This is a genomic window from Oxalobacteraceae bacterium OTU3CINTB1, assembly GCA_024123955.1.
GTDB lineage: Bacteria > Pseudomonadota > Gammaproteobacteria > Burkholderiales > Burkholderiaceae_D > Rugamonas.
Map to the genome: position 1 here is coordinate 1,925,289 of CP099652.1, position 14,300 is coordinate 1,939,588.

General features: G+C 63.7%; 15 protein-coding genes. 7 read left to right on the forward strand and 8 right to left on the reverse strand.

From position 1 onward, the window contains the following. Nucleotides 1-16 precede the first annotated feature (16 nt). The 4 genes from NHH73_08335 to NHH73_08350 all read right to left on the reverse strand — a co-directional run bounded on the left by NHH73_08335 (nt 17) and on the right by NHH73_08350 (nt 4,302). A complete protein-coding gene (locus tag NHH73_08335) occupies nt 17-2,359 on the reverse strand; it encodes a bifunctional (p)ppGpp synthetase/guanosine-3',5'-bis(diphosphate) 3'-pyrophosphohydrolase (protein ID USX28276.1) in 2,343 nt (780 codons plus the stop codon). A 127-nt stretch (nt 2,360-2,486) separates the two neighbouring features. Beyond that, on the reverse strand, nt 2,487-2,690 hold the full coding sequence (gene rpoZ / locus NHH73_08340) for a DNA-directed RNA polymerase subunit omega (protein USX28277.1): 204 nt from the start codon (nt 2,688-2,690) through the stop codon (nt 2,487-2,489). Nucleotides 2,691-2,714: 24 nt separating this feature from the next. Next, nucleotides 2,715-3,353: a guanylate kinase gene (gmk, locus tag NHH73_08345; protein ID USX28278.1), complete on the reverse strand. Its 639-nt coding sequence runs from the start codon at nt 3,351-3,353 to the stop codon at nt 2,715-2,717. 130 nt (nt 3,354-3,483) lie between these two features. Then, the gene (locus NHH73_08350) at nt 3,484-4,302 is read right to left on the reverse strand and encodes a DUF72 domain-containing protein (GenBank protein USX28279.1); all 819 of its coding nucleotides are present in this window, start codon (nt 4,300-4,302) and stop codon (nt 3,484-3,486) included. A 111-nt stretch (nt 4,303-4,413) separates the two neighbouring features. Here NHH73_08350 and NHH73_08355 point away from each other — a divergent pair, with 111 nt between their 5' ends. Beyond that, nucleotides 4,414-4,701 (forward strand): antibiotic biosynthesis monooxygenase, encoded by a 288-nt coding sequence (locus NHH73_08355; protein USX28280.1) that lies wholly within the window; start codon nt 4,414-4,416, stop codon nt 4,699-4,701. A gap of 39 nt (nt 4,702-4,740) precedes the next feature. On the opposite strand, the gene NHH73_08360 is transcribed toward NHH73_08355, so the two are convergent. The 3 genes from NHH73_08360 to NHH73_08370 all read right to left on the reverse strand — a co-directional run bounded on the left by NHH73_08360 (nt 4,741) and on the right by NHH73_08370 (nt 6,441). Continuing rightward, entirely contained in the window at nt 4,741-5,157 is a 417-nt protein-coding gene (locus tag NHH73_08360; GenBank protein ID USX28281.1) for a type II toxin-antitoxin system VapC family toxin, read from the reverse strand. Continuing rightward, entirely contained in the window at nt 5,157-5,411 is a 255-nt protein-coding gene (locus NHH73_08365; protein USX28282.1) for a type II toxin-antitoxin system Phd/YefM family antitoxin, read from the reverse strand. The genes NHH73_08360 and NHH73_08365 overlap by 1 nt, the downstream gene beginning before the upstream one ends. A 139-nt stretch (nt 5,412-5,550) precedes the next feature. Next, the gene (locus tag NHH73_08370; protein ID USX28283.1) at nt 5,551-6,441 is read right to left on the reverse strand and encodes a YicC family protein; all 891 of its coding nucleotides are present in this window, start codon (nt 6,439-6,441) and stop codon (nt 5,551-5,553) included. Between the two features lie 89 nt (nt 6,442-6,530). Here NHH73_08370 and NHH73_08375 point away from each other — a divergent pair, with 89 nt between their 5' ends. The 6 genes from NHH73_08375 (at nt 6,531) to hemW (ending at nt 12,375) form a co-directional block, all read left to right on the forward strand. Continuing rightward, entirely contained in the window at nt 6,531-7,550 is a 1,020-nt protein-coding gene (locus tag NHH73_08375; protein ID USX28284.1) for a serine/threonine protein kinase, read from the forward strand. Nucleotides 7,551-7,594: 44 nt separating this feature from the next. Further along, entirely contained in the window at nt 7,595-8,563 is a 969-nt protein-coding gene (locus tag NHH73_08380) for a serine/threonine-protein phosphatase (GenBank protein ID USX28285.1), read from the forward strand. Nucleotides 8,564-8,590: 27 nt separating this feature from the next. Further along, nucleotides 8,591-9,334, forward strand: coding sequence for a ribonuclease PH (rph, locus tag NHH73_08385; GenBank protein ID USX28286.1), 744 nt, complete (start codon nt 8,591-8,593; stop codon nt 9,332-9,334). A gap of 162 nt (nt 9,335-9,496) precedes the next feature. Next, on the forward strand, nt 9,497-10,444 hold the full coding sequence (locus tag NHH73_08390) for a substrate-binding domain-containing protein (protein USX28287.1): 948 nt from the start codon (nt 9,497-9,499) through the stop codon (nt 10,442-10,444). 81 nt (nt 10,445-10,525) lie between these two features. Beyond that, complete coding sequence (gene rdgB, locus NHH73_08395) at nt 10,526-11,110, forward strand: RdgB/HAM1 family non-canonical purine NTP pyrophosphatase (protein USX28288.1); 585 nt, start codon at nt 10,526-10,528, stop codon at nt 11,108-11,110. Further along, on the forward strand, nt 11,107-12,375 hold the full coding sequence (hemW, locus tag NHH73_08400; GenBank protein USX28289.1) for a radical SAM family heme chaperone HemW: 1,269 nt from the start codon (nt 11,107-11,109) through the stop codon (nt 12,373-12,375). Before rdgB ends, hemW begins: the two co-directional genes overlap by 4 nt. Before the next feature lie 54 nt (nt 12,376-12,429). Here hemW and NHH73_08405 read toward each other — a convergent pair whose 3' ends face one another. Beyond that, nucleotides 12,430-14,172 (reverse strand): methyl-accepting chemotaxis protein, encoded by a 1,743-nt coding sequence (locus NHH73_08405; protein USX28290.1) that lies wholly within the window; start codon nt 14,170-14,172, stop codon nt 12,430-12,432. Nucleotides 14,173-14,300 lie beyond the last annotated feature (128 nt).

The following is a 14,300-nucleotide window of genomic DNA, read 5'->3' on the forward strand; positions in this document are numbered from 1 at the left end:
CGCTTGGGGCCGCAGCCTAGCTGCGCTCGCGCAGGATGCGGTTGACGCCGGCCACGCGGCGCACGTTGCGCAGCAGGCCCGCCAGGTGCACGCGGTCCTTGACCTGGATCGTGAAGCGCAACTGGTGCAGCACGTGTTCCTTGTCCTCGTCCATGCCGACGTAGGTGATGTTGGCGTCGGACTCGCCGATTTCCGCCGCCACGCGCGCGAGGATGCCTTTTTCGTTGTTGATCAACAGCTTGATGCGGCTGTCGAAGCGGCGGTTCAATTCCGTGCCCCACTTGACGGCGATCCAGCGGTCCGGCTCCTTGATCTTCTGGCGCTTGGCCACGGTGCAGTCGTTGGTGTGCACCAGCAGGCCCTGGTCGCGGCGCAGCTGGCCGACGATCGAGTCGCCCGGGATCGGCAGGCAGCACGGCGCCAGCTGCACCGACACGCCCTCGCTGCCGCAGATCGTCACCGGATCGAGTTCGGCGGCGCTGTTGTGGTCCACCGGCGCGCTGGCCGATTCGCCGCCGCGCAGGCCGAAGATGTGGCGCGCCACCAGGGCCGCCATGCGCTTGCCGATGCCGATGTCGGCATACAGTTCGTCGAGCGACTTGGCGCTCGATTCGTTAAGCAGCCGGTCGATCAGGTGCTCTTCCAGGTCGGCGCCCATGCCCAATGACGTCAGCGCCTGCGACAGCAACTGCTGGCCGAGCGTGATCGATTCCGGCAGGTTGATGGTGCGCAGATGGTGGCGGATCGCCGAGCGCGCCTTGCCGGTGCGGACGAACGACAACCACGTCGGGCTCGGCCGCGACGACGAGTCGGTGACGATTTCGACGATGTCGCCGTTGCGCAGTTCCGTGCGCAGCGAGGCCGGCTCGTTGTTGATGTTGACCGCGATCGTGTGGTCGCCGATGCCGGTGTGGATCGAGTACGCGAAGTCGATCGGCGTGGCGCCGCGCGGCAGGGCGATGATCTTCGACTTCGGCGTGAACACATAGACCGAATCGGGGAACAGGTCGACCTTGACGTGTTCGAGGAATTCGGCCGAGTCGCCGGTCTGCTGCTGGATGTCGAGTAGCGACTGCAGCCACGCGTGGGTGCGCTGCTGCAGGTCGGTCAGGTTCGATTCGCCGTTTTTGTACAGCCAGTGCGCGGCCACGCCCGATTCGGCGGTGCGGTGCATTTCCTGGGTGCGGATCTGGAACTCGACCGGCGTGCCGTATGGGCCGATCAGGGTCGTGTGCAGGGACTGATAGCCGTTCAATTTGCGGATCGCGATGTAGTCCTTGAACTTGCCCGGCATCGGCTTGTACAGCGAGTGCAGGGTGCCCAGCGCGACATAGCAGTTGGGGAAGCTGTCGACCACCACGCGGAAGCCGTAGACGTCGAGCACCTGCGAGAACGACAGGTGCTTGCTGCGCATCTTCTTGTAGATGCCGTACAGGGTTTTTTCGCGGCCGTAGACTTCCGCCTCGATGTCGGCGATCTGCAGGGTGGTCTTGACCGAGTCGAGGATCTTCGACACCACTTCGCGGCGGTTGCCGCGCGCCGCCTTCACGGCCTTGGCCAAGGTGCGGTAGCGCAGCGGATACAGGTGCGAGAACGACAAGTCCTGCAGCTCGCGGTAGATGTTGTTCAGGCCGAGGCGGTGCGCGATCGGCACGTACACTTCCATGGTCTCGCTGGAGATGCGCGCCTTCTTGGCCGGCGCCATGACTTCCATCGTGCGCATATTGTGCAGACGGTCGGCCAGCTTGATGAGGATGACGCGCACGTCCGACGCCATCGCCAGCAGCATCTTGCGGAAGTTCTCCGCCTGCGCCTCGATCTGGCTTTGGAACTCGATTTTTTCCAGCTTCGACAGGCCGTCGACCAGGTTGGCGACCGGCGCGCCGAAGCGCTCGATCAACTCGTCCTTTTTGACGTCCTGGTCTTCCATCACGTCGTGCAGCAGCGCGGCCATGATGGCTTGCGCGTCGAGCTTCCAGTCGGCGCAGATCTCGGCCACGGCGATCGGGTGCGAGATGTACGGCTCGCCCGATTTGCGCACCTGCCCGAGGTGCATCTCGTCCGAGAAGCGGTACGCTTCCTTGACCTTTTTCAGGTCGGCGGCCGTCATGTACTCGGCCAGTTTTTCGGTCAGGTGCGTGACGGAGGCGACACCGGCGGTCAGGGTGGGCGTGGCCAGGGGCGACGAGGAAATCACTGGTTGAACGGGGGCTGGTGCGGAGGAGGCGATGGTGGAGGCAGTGCTGTCGCCCGCGTTGGCGCCCGACGTGGCTGCGGCCGGCGCTTTGGCCGGCTGCTTGCCCGGTTGCTTGGACCGGGGCTTGCCGCTTAGTGTCGGATCGGCGGGGATCAGATTCATACGTGTGCGTTCCGTCGTCATGAGAATGTCAATGTAAATACTACCTGATGGCGCGCGCTACTGCTCAACCGCTGCTCAATCGCTGCCAACGCGCATCATTCACATTGTTCGGGAACGCGGGCCCAACTTACATTGGGACCTTTTTCAACATTTCCAGACCGACCTTGCCGGCGGCGATTTCGCGCAGCGCGACGACGGTCGGCTTGTCCTTGGCTTCCACTTTAGGGGTGTGGCCTTGCAGCAGTTGGCGGGCGCGGTAGGTCGCGGCCAGGGTCAGCTGGAAACGGTTAGGAATGGTTTTGAGACAATCTTCAATAGTAATACGGGCCATGATAACTCCTAAAATCTTGTGTATTTATTCAGCGTGGATACCCAATTGGGCAAATAGCGAGATGTTGCGTGCCGCTTGTTGCGCAAACCGGCAACGGGCCGCTCTGACAATCGCCGTCAATTCCGACAGGGCGACCGCGAATTCTTCATTGATAATAGCATACTCGAACTCGGGAGCGTGGGCGATTTCGCCGCCCGCCGCCAGCATGCGGCGGGTGATCACGTGGGCTTCGTCGGTGGCGCGTTTTTTCAAGCGTTGTTCGAGCGCCTCGATCGATGGCGGCAGGATGAAAATGCCGGCCGCCTGCGGGAACTGCTTCTTGACCTGGCGCGCGCCCTGCCAGTCGATTTCGAGCAGGATGTCGGTGCCGGTTTTCATCTGCTGCTCGACCATGATGCGCGAGGTGCCGTAGTAATTGCCGTGCACTTCAGCCCACTCCAGGAACTCGCCGGCGTCGGCGCGCGCGACGAAATCCTCGGCGTTGGTGAAGTAGTACTCCTTGCCGTGGGTTTCACCCGGACGCGGCGCGCGCGTGGTGGTCGAAATCGACAGCTTGATCGTCGGTTCCTGCGCCAGCAGCGCGTTGACCAGCGTCGACTTGCCGGCGCCCGATGGCGCCACCACCATGAACAGGCTGCCGGCGAATGCGTTGGATGAGCTCATGTGTGTAACTTTCAAATGCGTTTCAAATGCGGTTCAAATACTTGTTCGGGCAGCGCCCAAAGACGTATTTTACCAAGAGCAACGGTCGGCATTCAATTCGCCTTTGAATTTGCGGTCAATCGGCCCGCGATTACAGCAGTCCGATCAGATGCTGGGCGGCGGCGGGCGCGCGTTCCTTGGCCCCGTTGATGAAGTAGACGAACACCGCGCGCGCCTTGCCGGCGGCCTTGGCCGATGATGGCGGCGGCGCCACATACGGCAGTTCCGGCGGCAGCGCGCCGGCCTGCCACTGCTGCGCGAGCGCCGCCCATTTCTTCAGCGCCGGCTTGGTGTAGCCGGTCACCTGTTCGCTTTGCGCGTTCATCAGACGGGCGTAGACGAAATCGCTGGTGACGTCGGCGAAGGAGGGGAACTTGGGCGAGTCGGTGAACACGCTGGCGACTTTGTATTTGCGCGCCAGCTTGACGTAGTCCGCGCACATGAAACTCTCGTGGCGGGTGTCGAGCACGTGGCGCAGTTTGCGCGTGCCCAGTTTGGTGGGCAGCAGTTTGAAGAACGCTTCCAGGTCGTCCGGATCGAACTGCTTGGTCGGCGCCAGTTGCCACAGCAGGGGACCGAGTTTGTCGCCCAGTTCCGCCAGGCCGCTGCCGATGAAGCGCTCGATCGATTCGCCCGCCTCGCCGAGCACTTTGCGGTTGGTGGCGTAGCGGCTGGCCTTGACGGAGAAGATGAAATCGTCCGGCGTTTGCGCGTTCCACGAGGCGAAGTGTTCGGGCTTGGCGGTGCGGTAAAAGGTGCCGTTGATTTCGATGCTGGTGACGTGCCGGCTGGCGTATTCGAGCGCCTTCTTTTGCGTCACGTCTTTCGGATAAAACGTCTCGCGCCACGGCGCGAAATCCCAGCCGCCTATGCCCACGCGTATCATCGGTGTTGCGTTCGATGCGGCCATGCCTCGCTCCCCGGAAGTTGTTGCGCCGATGATAGCGGATTTCGCCCGGCGGGCCTTTTCGTTTCGCAATCCGCCCCAACAATGCAATTTCCCCCATTCACAGGATAGAACATGTCAGATCTGATCATCGTCGCCACCATCACCGCCCATTCGGGTTCCGAACTGCTGGTGCGTTCCGCGCTGGACCAAATCGTGCCGCCAAGCCGCGCGGAGGCCGGCTGCATCCGCTACGACCTGCATCAGGACCTGGGCGATCCCGCGACCTTCGTCATGCTCGAAGCCTGGGACGACGCCGAAGCGCACGCGCTGCACGAAACCACGCCGCACTTCCTGGAGCTGGTCAAGACCATCGGCGAGGTGGCCGACATCAAGGTCGTCAAGCTGAATCAGCTGCTGTAATTTTTGATGGACAATTGGTCTGATTGAGAGGCTCACGTCTTATAACCAGGGATTGAGCACGGCGACGCCGGTCGACTGAAAATCGCAGACGTTTCTTGTGACGACGGTCATGCCGTGTACCAGTGCGGTGGCAGCGATCAATGCGTCGGCCCACGGGCGAGTCCTTGGTACATGCAAGGTTGCGCCCCGCCGCGCTACAGACGTGTCGACAGGTAGGATGCGACCAGAGTATGACGATAAGACGTGAGCATCCATCCAGGTGCGCAAGGCGACGGCGTTAGCGGCATTGCGTCGTTCCGATAGCAGGATGCCGATTTCCAGTTCATGGATGGTGATGGCGGACACATAAAGCGTACTAGCGTTGGCCGCTACCCGCCAGCGTACAACATTGCTGTTGGCCTTGCCTTGTCGTGCTTTTCGTAATTCCGATACGACATTGGTATCGACGAGGAACATTACGACAAATCCGCCGGTGTAGCGGTTTCACGTGACCTGACCGGTTCAAAGTCGATGTCGGCCATGTCGGGAACCGATAAAAGCTCGGCCATGTTGCGGTGCTCTCGGATCAAACGTTGGTAGTCGGAAAATTTGATGAGAACATGCGTGGGGCGGCCCCGCTCCGTAATGAATACCGGATCGCTATCAGCCGCATTGGTCGCATCGCTGGGCTTGCGAAGGAACTGTTCGATGGGCAGGGTTGTAATGGTCATGGCAGCACCTCATACTGGCTAGTACGACGAAATTACTACACCCGCCGTGGTGCCGCAAGCGGGTGTGTCAATCGGGCGACCGGTTGGGAGCGCGTTTAAAAGAAAAGGGAGCCGAAGCTCCCTTTTTTTGATACCGGCGTTACTCCAGGTTTTGCACCTGCTCGCGCATCTGCTCGATGAGCAGCTTGAGCTCCATCGAGGCGTCGGCCAACTCTTTGACGGAGGCCTTCGCGCCCAGCGTGTTCGCTTCGCGGTTGAGCTCCTGCATCATGAAGTCAAGGCGCTTGCCCACCTGGCCACCCTTTTTCAGGATGTGGCGCGTCTCGGTCAGGTGCGCCGACAGCCGGCCCAGCTCCTCGGCGACGTCGATGCGGATGCCGTACAGGATCACTTCCTGGCGGATGCGCTCGAGCGCGTCCTGGCGCGACAGCGCCGAATTCGAGCCCTGGCAGGCCAGGCCCAGCGCGTCCTGCATGCGCTCGACGGCCTTTTGCTGGAAGGCGGCGACCACCTGCGGAATGAGCGGGGTGATGCGCTTGACGATCACTTCCATCGCCTCGATGCGCGAGGTCAGCATCGCTTCGAGCGCGGCGCCTTCGCGCTGGCGGCTGATGACGAAGGCTTCGACCGTGCGCGCGGTCAGCGCGGCGACGTCGGCCTGCAGCGACTCCTGGCCGATCTGGGCTTCCTCGATGACGCCGGGCCAGCGCAGCAGTTCGGCCACGGACATGGTCGGCGCGGCGGGGAAGTGCGCGCCGACTTCCTGTTGCAATCGTTGCAATTCAGTTAACAGAGGCAGGTTGAGCGCCTGCGTGCCGGCCGTGGCCGCCTTGCGGCCGAAACTGAGCCGCAGCTCGACCTTGCCGCGCGTGATGGCGGCCATGATCGCCGAGCGCAAATCGGGTTCGAGCGCGCGCAAATCGTCGTTTATTCGAAACTGAAGGTCGAGAAAGCGCGAGTTGACGCTCTTGATTTCGATCGTCAGTGTGCCCGCCGCGCTTTCACTGGTGGCGACTGCGTAGCCCGTCATGCTGGAAATGCTCAATGGATGTCCCCGATTTAATCTTTACAAAACAGTGATTTATCCACACAATCCGGTGTGTTGAGGCGAGGAATCCTATGGCTGCACAAAACAACGCCCCGTTACCAGATGGTCTGGAAATTGCTGGATATCGCATTGTAAAGAAAATTGCGTCCGGCGGGTTCAGTATTGTTTACCTCGCGTACGACCCCGACGGCGTGGCCGTCGCCATCAAGGAGTATTTGCCCAGTTCGCTTGCGCTGCGCCGGGACGGCGAGCTGGCGCCGGCCGTTCCGCGCGCCAACCTGCCGGTGTTCCGGATCGGCCTGAAATGCTTCTTCGAGGAGGGCCGGGCGCTGGCCCGCATCTCCCATCCCAACGTCGTCAGCGTGCTCAATTTCTTCCGCGCCCACGATACCGTCTACATGGTCATGGCCTACGAATCGGGCCATTCGCTGCAGGAGCATATCCAGGGCCAGCGCGCCAAGGGCGGCAAAGTGGGCGAGGCCTTCATCCGAACGATCTTTATTCAGGTGCTCAAGGGCCTGCGCGAGGTCCACGCCAACAAGCTGCTGCACCTGGACCTGAAACCGGCCAATATCTACCTGCGCACCGACGGCACGCCGATGCTGTTAGACTTCGGCGCGGCGCGCCAGACCGTCAACAACGACATGCCGACCCTGGCGCCGATGTACACGCCGGGCTTCGCGCCGCCTGAGCTGTACGCCAAAACCGGCGGCCTGGGGCCGTGGTCGGACGTCTACAGCATCGGCGCGTCGATGTTCGCCTGCATGGTCGGCTCGCCGCCGCAGCCGGCCGACCAGCGCAAGACCGACGATAAAATGGCCGCACACTTTGAAAAGCTCGCCGGCGCCTACACCCCGGAGCTGGTGCGGCTGGTGCAATGGTGCCTGATGGTCGACCCGCTGGAGCGGCCGCAAAGCCTGTTCGCGCTGCAGAAAGTGCTGCAGGCGGTGGCGGCGCCGGCGCCGGCGCCACCAGCGCAGGCGCGGCGGGGTATCATCGAAAAGCTGGGCGGCGGCCTGCGCGGCCTTGTCGGACGGCTGGGCGGCGCGGCCGGACCGAAGGCGAAGGCCGGACCGGATACGCTGGTCTGAGCCGACCGGGCACCGAATGCGTTAAACAAGGCGACAGGCAAACAATGCAATTCTCCGTGTATCAGGAAAGCCACATCGGCGGCCGCAAGGTCAACCAGGACCGCATGGGCTACAGCTTTACGCGCGACGCCTTGCTGCTGGTGCTGGCCGACGGCATGGGCGGCCACCTGCGCGGCGAGATCGCCGCCGCCGTCGCGCTGCAAACGATATCCGCCATGTTCCAGCAGCAGGCCACGCCCTACGTCAAAAAACCGCAGCGCTTCCTCGAGGAGGCCTTCATGGCGGCGCACCACGACATCCACGACTATCGCAGGGCCCATGCCATGCCGGAGACGCCGCGCACCACCATCGTCGCCTGCCTGATCCAGCACAACACGGCGACCTGGGCGCACTGCGGCGACTCGCGCCTGTACTGGCTGCGCGCAGGGTGCATCCTGGCGCGCACGCGCGACCACTCGCATATCGAAAGCCTGATCGCCAAGGGGCTGGTGCCGGCGTCGGAGCGCGCCACCCACCCGGACCGCAACAAGCTGTATAACTGCCTCGGCGCCGACAGCCTGCCGAAGGTGGAGATGTCCAGCGGCGGCGGCCTGCTGCCGGGCGACCAGATGCTGTTGTGCTCCGACGGTTTGTGGTCTATGCTGCCGGACGATGAAATGGCGCGCCGCATGCATGCGCATACGGTCGTGCGGGCGGTGCCGGATCTGCTGCGGGCGGCGCTCGACGCCGCCGGCGATGGCAGCGACAACGTCACCGCGCTGGCCATCATGTGGCAGGGCGGTTCGGTCGCCGGCGACATGGGCGCGACGACGGCGGCCGGGATGCCGACGGTGATCTCGACGGAAGCCCTGCCGCAGGACCTGCACAGCACCACCATCCAGGGCGGGCCGGTCCAGGCGCCGGCGGAACCGCCGGCCACGGATATGGATGCCGCCTTCAATGACGATGACATTGAAAAAGCCATCGCCGAGATACGCGGCGCGATCGAAAAATCCTCCCAGATTCTCAAATAATCCCCACACAATTTACAAGGACACCGTATGACCTTAGCAACACCCACCTTCGCCCGTCCCAGCGGCCGCCCGGTCGATGCCTTGCGCGCCCTGCGCCTGACCCGCGACTACACCAAGCACGCCGAAGGCTCGGTGCTGATCGAATGTGGCGACACCAAGGTCATTTGCACCGCCAGCATCGAGGACAAAGTTCCCGGCTTCTTGAAGGGCAAGGGCCAGGGCTGGATGACGGCAGAATACGGCATGCTGCCGCGTTCGACCCATACGCGCATGGACCGCGAGGCCGCGCGCGGCAAGCAGTCCGGCCGCACGCAGGAGATCCAGCGCCTGATCGGCCGCTCGCTGCGCGCCGCCTTCGATCTGCAGGCCTTCGGCGAACGCACCTTGCACCTCGATTGCGACGTGATCCAGGCCGATGGCGGCACCCGCACCGCGTCCATCACCGGCGCCATGGTCGCCGCGCATGACGCGTTTTCCAAGCTGGTCGCGCGCGGCGCCGTGCCGGCCATTCCGCTCAAGGGTTTTGTGGCGGCGATCTCGGTCGGCGTGTACCAGGGCGTGCCGGTGCTGGACCTCGATTATGTCGAGGATTCGGGCTGCGATACCGATATGAACGTGGTGATGAACGACGCCGGCCACTTCATCGAGGTGCAGGGCACCGCCGAAGGCGCGGCGTTCGACCGGGCCGGCATGAATCGCCTGCTCGATCTGGCGCAGGGCGGCATCGCCGATTTGATCAAGTTGCAAAAGCAGGTGCTGGGCGTCGCTTAACGGACGCCGGTTCGCCACAAATCCACGTAGGGCGGATTAGCGAAGCGTAATCCGCCATGCATGCGCCGCTGACGGCTCATGGATTGGCGGATTACGGCGTTCCGCCTAATCCGCCCTACGTGGTTCCGTTGGATGGCGACCGCCTTGGTGGAGGAGACATTCATGAAAAAGTGGCCGTTAGTGCTGCTGTTGTGGGCTTTCTTTCTTGCGGGCTGGCCGTTCGCGGCCTTGTCCAAAGACCTCAATATCGTCTTCATCCCCAAGTCGCGCGACCAGGATTTCTGGACCTTCATGCGCCAGGGCGTCGACAGGGCGGTGCGCGAGGAGGGCGGCGTCAAGCTGACCTGGCGCGGCCCGGCCTACAACGACGATATCGATTCGCAGATCGATATCCTGCGCCTGTACTCCCGGTCCGACGTCGACGCCGTCATCATCGTGCCGACCGACCGCGTGCGCCTGATGGAGCCGGTGCGCAAGGCGGCGGAGATGGGCGTGAAGATCGTCGTCGTCGATTCCGCGCTGGGTGGCAACTGGCACACCAACTTCGTCGGCACCGACAACCACGCCGCCGGCCGGCTCGCCGCCGAGCGCCTGTCGTCGCTGCTGAACGGGCATGGCGCCGTGCTGGTGATGCGCACCATCCCGGGCAGCGCATCGACCGAGGACCGCGCCAACGGCTTCGTCAACTATCTCGCCAGGCACGCGCCGCACATCACCGTCATCGACGAATACGGCGGCGGCACGCGCGGCAAGATCGCCCGCGCCGGACTGGCGGCGCTGACCAAGCACAAGCAGATCGACGGCATCTTCGCGGTCAACGAGTCGGCCAGCGACGGCATGCTGCGCGCGCTGCGCCAGACCGGGGAGGCAGGCAGGAAGAAGCTCATCGGCTTCGACACCAGCGATTTCCTGCTCGACGGCTTGAAAAAGCAGGAAATCCACGGTCTGGTGCTGCAAAACGCGCGTCAGATGGGCTATCAGGGCATGAAGGCGGCCATCGCCGCGGCCAGGGGCGCCCCCGTCAAAGGGCGCGATATCGTAACCGAGGCGGTGATGGTCACCCTGGAAAACCATCTGCGGCCCGAGATCCAGTCGTTGCTGGTGCCCTAGCGGCATATCGCCGGCGGGTGGGCGGCATGCAAAAGGTTTACAATGTCGCCTTCTCCGCATGACTCGATCGCAGCCCATACCATGACCCAACGCCTGATCCTCGCCTCCAACAACGCCGGCAAACTCAAGGAATTCAACGAACTGCTGTCCACGGTGGGCTTTTCCGTCCACGCGCAGGGCGAATTCGGCGTGCCCGAAGCGGATGAACCTTTTCACACGTTTGTCGAAAATGCACTGCAAAAGGCGCGCCACGCGTCGCGCCTGACCGGCTTGCCGGCCCTGGCCGACGATTCCGGCGTGTGCGTCAACGCCCTGGGCGGCGCGCCCGGCGTGTACTCGGCGCGCTTCGCCGGCGAGCCGAAGTCGGACGCCCGCAACAACGAGAAAATGATCGCCGACCTGGCCGCGCACGCCGACAAATCGGCCTACTACTATTGCGTGCTGGTGTTCGTGCGCCATGCGGACGATCCGCAGCCGGTCATCGCCGACGGCCGCTGGAACGGCGAGATGATCGCCACGCCGCGCGGCAACGGCGGCTTCGGCTACGATCCCTACTTCTTCATCCCGGCGCTGGGCAAGTGCGCGGCCGAGCTGACCGCCGATGAGAAGAACGCCCTGTCGCATCGCGGCCAGGCCCTGCGCGCGCTGGTAGAGAAACTGAAATGATCCCGATCAAAATCGTCGGCGCCGGCGGCAAGCCGGCTTCACCGGTGGCCCCCAGCGCCGACCTGGGCGACGCCGCCGGCGTCGCGCTCAAGTACCTGCAAAGCGGCGCGCTGAACCTGTCGGCGCTGCCGCCGCTGTCGCTGTACATTCACTTTCCGTGGTGCGTGAAAAAGTGCCCGTATTGCGACTTCAACTCGCACGAGGCCAAGGAGGGCGGCGCCTTCCCGGAGCAGGAATACCTGGACGCCATGCGCGCCGACCTGGAAATGGCGCTGCCGCTGATCTGGGGCCGCAAGATCTATACGATCTTCATCGGCGGCGGCACGCCCAGCCTGATGTCGGCGGCGGGCCTGGACCGCCTGCTGTCGGACGTGCGCACCCTGCTGCCGCTCGACAGCGACGTCGAGATCACGATGGAGGCCAACCCCGGCACCTTCGAGGCGGAAAAGTTCAAGTCCTACCGCGCCAGTGGCGTCAACCGGCTGTCGATCGGCATCCAGAGCTTCAACGCCCGCCATTTGAAGGCGCTGGGCCGCATCCATGACGACAACGAGGCGCGGCGCGCGGTCGATATCGCGCTGGCCAACTTCGACAACTTCAATCTGGATTTGATGTACGCGCTGCCGTCGCAGACGCTGGAGGAGGCCAGGCTGGATGTGGAGACGGCGATGGCTTTCAAGCCGCCGCACCTGTCGCTGTACCACCTGACGATGGAGCCGAATACGCTGTTCGCCAAGTATCCACCGTCGCTGCCCGACGACGACGCCAGCGCCGACATGCAGGACATGATCGCCGAACTCACCGCCGCCAATGGCTACCAGCAGTACGAGGTGTCGGCGTACGCCAAGGAAGGCCACCGCGCGCGCCACAATCTGAATTACTGGGAGTTTGGCGATTATCTGGGCATCGGCGCCGGGGCGCATTCGAAGATATCGTTCCCGCATCGCATACTGCGGAAGGCGCGCTACAAGCAGCCGAAAGCCTACATGGAGCAGGTCAGGCTGGGCGCTCCGGTGCAGGAGGAGGTCGAGATCGCCCGCGAGGACATGGGATTCGAGTTCATGCTCAACACCTTGCGCCTGCAAGGCGGCTTCGATCCGAACCTGTTCAGCGAGCGCACCGGTTTGAGTTTGAACGCGATCGAGAAGAGCCTCAACGCGGCCGAGGCCAAGGGCTTGCTGTACCGGGATTACAAGGTGATCCGGCCCACGGAGTTGGGCCAGCGTTTCCTCAATGATTTGCAGCAGATGTTCTTGACCAGCTGACCCGGAAGTTCGGGGTCTGACCCCGTGGGGTCAGACCCCAGCCGTGGCTTGGGGTCAAAACTCTTCCCAATCCTTATCGTTGCCGACGGTTGCCGGTTTGCGGGTGGTGCTGCTGGCGCTGGACGTAGCCAGACGCACGGCCGGCTTTTTCGGGGCCGCTGGCGCCGGACGGGCTGGCGCAGAATGCACCGGCGTGGCGATCTTGCGCGCGGCCGGCGGCGGCGCCAGCGACTGACGCGCCCCACCGTCATCGAGCTTGAACGACGACGCCACGTCAGCCAGGCGCTCGGCCTGTTCCTGCATGCTGGCCGCCGCCGCAGCGGCTTCCTCGACCAGCGCTGCGTTCTGCTGCGTGACCTGGTCCATCTGCGTGATCGCGGTGTTGACCTGATCGATGCCGATGCTTTGCTCGCTGCTGGCCGAGGTGATCTCGCCCATGATGTCCGTGACACGCCGCACGCTGTCGACCACTTCGTTCATCGTGCTGCCGGCCTGCTGCACCAGCTTCGAGCCGATGTCGACCTGCTCGACCGAATTGCCGATCAATTCCTTGATCTCCTTGGCCGCCGCCGCCGAGCGCTGCGCCAGATTGCGCACCTCCGAGGCCACCACCGCGAAGCCGCGTCCCTGTTCGCCGGCGCGCGCCGCTTCCACCGCCGCGTTCAATGCCAGGATATTGGTCTGGAAGGCGATGCCGTCGATGACGCTGATGATGTCGAAGATCTTGCGCGACGAGTCGTTGATCGTGCCCATGGTGTTGACCACCTGGCCGACGATCGAGCCGCCACGTTCTGCCACGTCGGAGGCGGCGTGCGCCAGCTGGTTGGCCTGGCGGGCGTTTTCGGCGTTCTGGCGCACGGTCGATGTCAGTTCCTCCATCGACGACGCGGTTTCCTCCAGCGAGCTGGCTTGTTCCTCGGTGCGCTGCGACAGGTCCATATTGCCGGCGGCGATTTCGTTGGACGCGGTGGCGATGGTCTTGGTGCCGACCTGCACCTGGCTGACGACGTTGCGCAGCGAGTCGTTCATGCCTTTCAGTGCCGTCATCAGCTCGCCGATTTCCGAGCGCGAGGTGGGGCCGTCGAAGCGCGTGGTCAGGTCGCCGTTGGCGACCGTCGCGGCGATGTCGATCGCCGACTTGAGCGGCGCGGTGATCGAGCGCGAGATGATCCACGCCGCCAGCGAGCCGATGGCGACCATCAGCACCGTCAGGATCAGCAGCAGCGTGTTGCTGCGGTCATTGGCGTCGTCGATCGCGTGCGCGGTATCGTCGATGGCCTTGCGCTGGTGGGCCAGCAGCTCGTTGACCTTGTTCTTGTACGCCTCGGCGGCCGGCAGGAATTTGTCGCGGTAGGCCGCTTCCGCGGCGGCGTCGTCGCCCGTTTTACGGATGTCGCCGACGTCGTTCTTGGCCTTCTGATAGGCGGCGCGCAGCGTGATGGTGGCATCGTACAGCTTGCGCTCCTCGTCGGTGGCCAGCAGTTCCTTGATCTTGCCGATCAGTTCGCTGCCGCGCTTGGTGCTGGCGGCGATGGTGTCGGCAAACACCACCGGCAAGGTGTCGTCCTTGCTGCGCGCGATCAGTTCGGTGCGGGCGACTGCGGAGTAGATCAGCACGTACCAGTCCGACACCAGGCGTTCCTTGGCCAGCGGCTGTTCCATCATCTGTCTGGTGGCGGCGGCATTGCTGCGGGCGTTGACCAGGCCGGCCGTGGTGGCGACGACCGCCAGCAGCAGGACGGTGGCGAAGGCGATGGCGAGGCGGGTGCCGATGCGCGTATGCGAGAGGAAATTCATGGTGGACTCCATTGACTATGTGCGTGCCAGAACGGCACGTGCCGCGGCGGCTTAGTTATGGTTGCAAGTATGCACCCGGCATCGCGGGCGGTCATGCGGTCAATGAAGGTCGGTGAATTATTGTTGCA

Coding starts and splice junctions, on each gene's coding strand:
- NHH73_08335 (USX28276.1), bottom strand. CDS start 2,359: ATGAATCTGATCCCCGCCGATCCGACACTAAGCGGCAAGCCCCGGTCC.
- rpoZ (USX28277.1), bottom strand. CDS start 2,690: ATGGCCCGTATTACTATTGAAGATTGTCTCAAAACCATTCCTAACCGT.
- gmk (USX28278.1), bottom strand. CDS start 3,353: ATGAGCTCATCCAACGCATTCGCCGGCAGCCTGTTCATGGTGGTGGCG.
- NHH73_08350 (USX28279.1), bottom strand. CDS start 4,302: ATGGCCGCATCGAACGCAACACCGATGATACGCGTGGGCATAGGCGGC.
- NHH73_08355 (USX28280.1), top strand. CDS start 4,414: ATGTCAGATCTGATCATCGTCGCCACCATCACCGCCCATTCGGGTTCC.
- NHH73_08360 (USX28281.1), bottom strand. CDS start 5,157: ATGTTCCTCGTCGATACCAATGTCGTATCGGAATTACGAAAAGCACGA.
- NHH73_08365 (USX28282.1), bottom strand. CDS start 5,411: ATGACCATTACAACCCTGCCCATCGAACAGTTCCTTCGCAAGCCCAGC.
- NHH73_08370 (USX28283.1), bottom strand. CDS start 6,441: ATGACGGGCTACGCAGTCGCCACCAGTGAAAGCGCGGCGGGCACACTG.
- NHH73_08375 (USX28284.1), top strand. CDS start 6,531: ATGGCTGCACAAAACAACGCCCCGTTACCAGATGGTCTGGAAATTGCT.
- NHH73_08380 (USX28285.1), top strand. CDS start 7,595: ATGCAATTCTCCGTGTATCAGGAAAGCCACATCGGCGGCCGCAAGGTC.
- rph (USX28286.1), top strand. CDS start 8,591: ATGACCTTAGCAACACCCACCTTCGCCCGTCCCAGCGGCCGCCCGGTC.
- NHH73_08390 (USX28287.1), top strand. CDS start 9,497: ATGAAAAAGTGGCCGTTAGTGCTGCTGTTGTGGGCTTTCTTTCTTGCG.
- rdgB (USX28288.1), top strand. CDS start 10,526: ATGACCCAACGCCTGATCCTCGCCTCCAACAACGCCGGCAAACTCAAG.
- hemW (USX28289.1), top strand. CDS start 11,107: ATGATCCCGATCAAAATCGTCGGCGCCGGCGGCAAGCCGGCTTCACCG.
- NHH73_08405 (USX28290.1), bottom strand. CDS start 14,172: ATGAATTTCCTCTCGCATACGCGCATCGGCACCCGCCTCGCCATCGCC.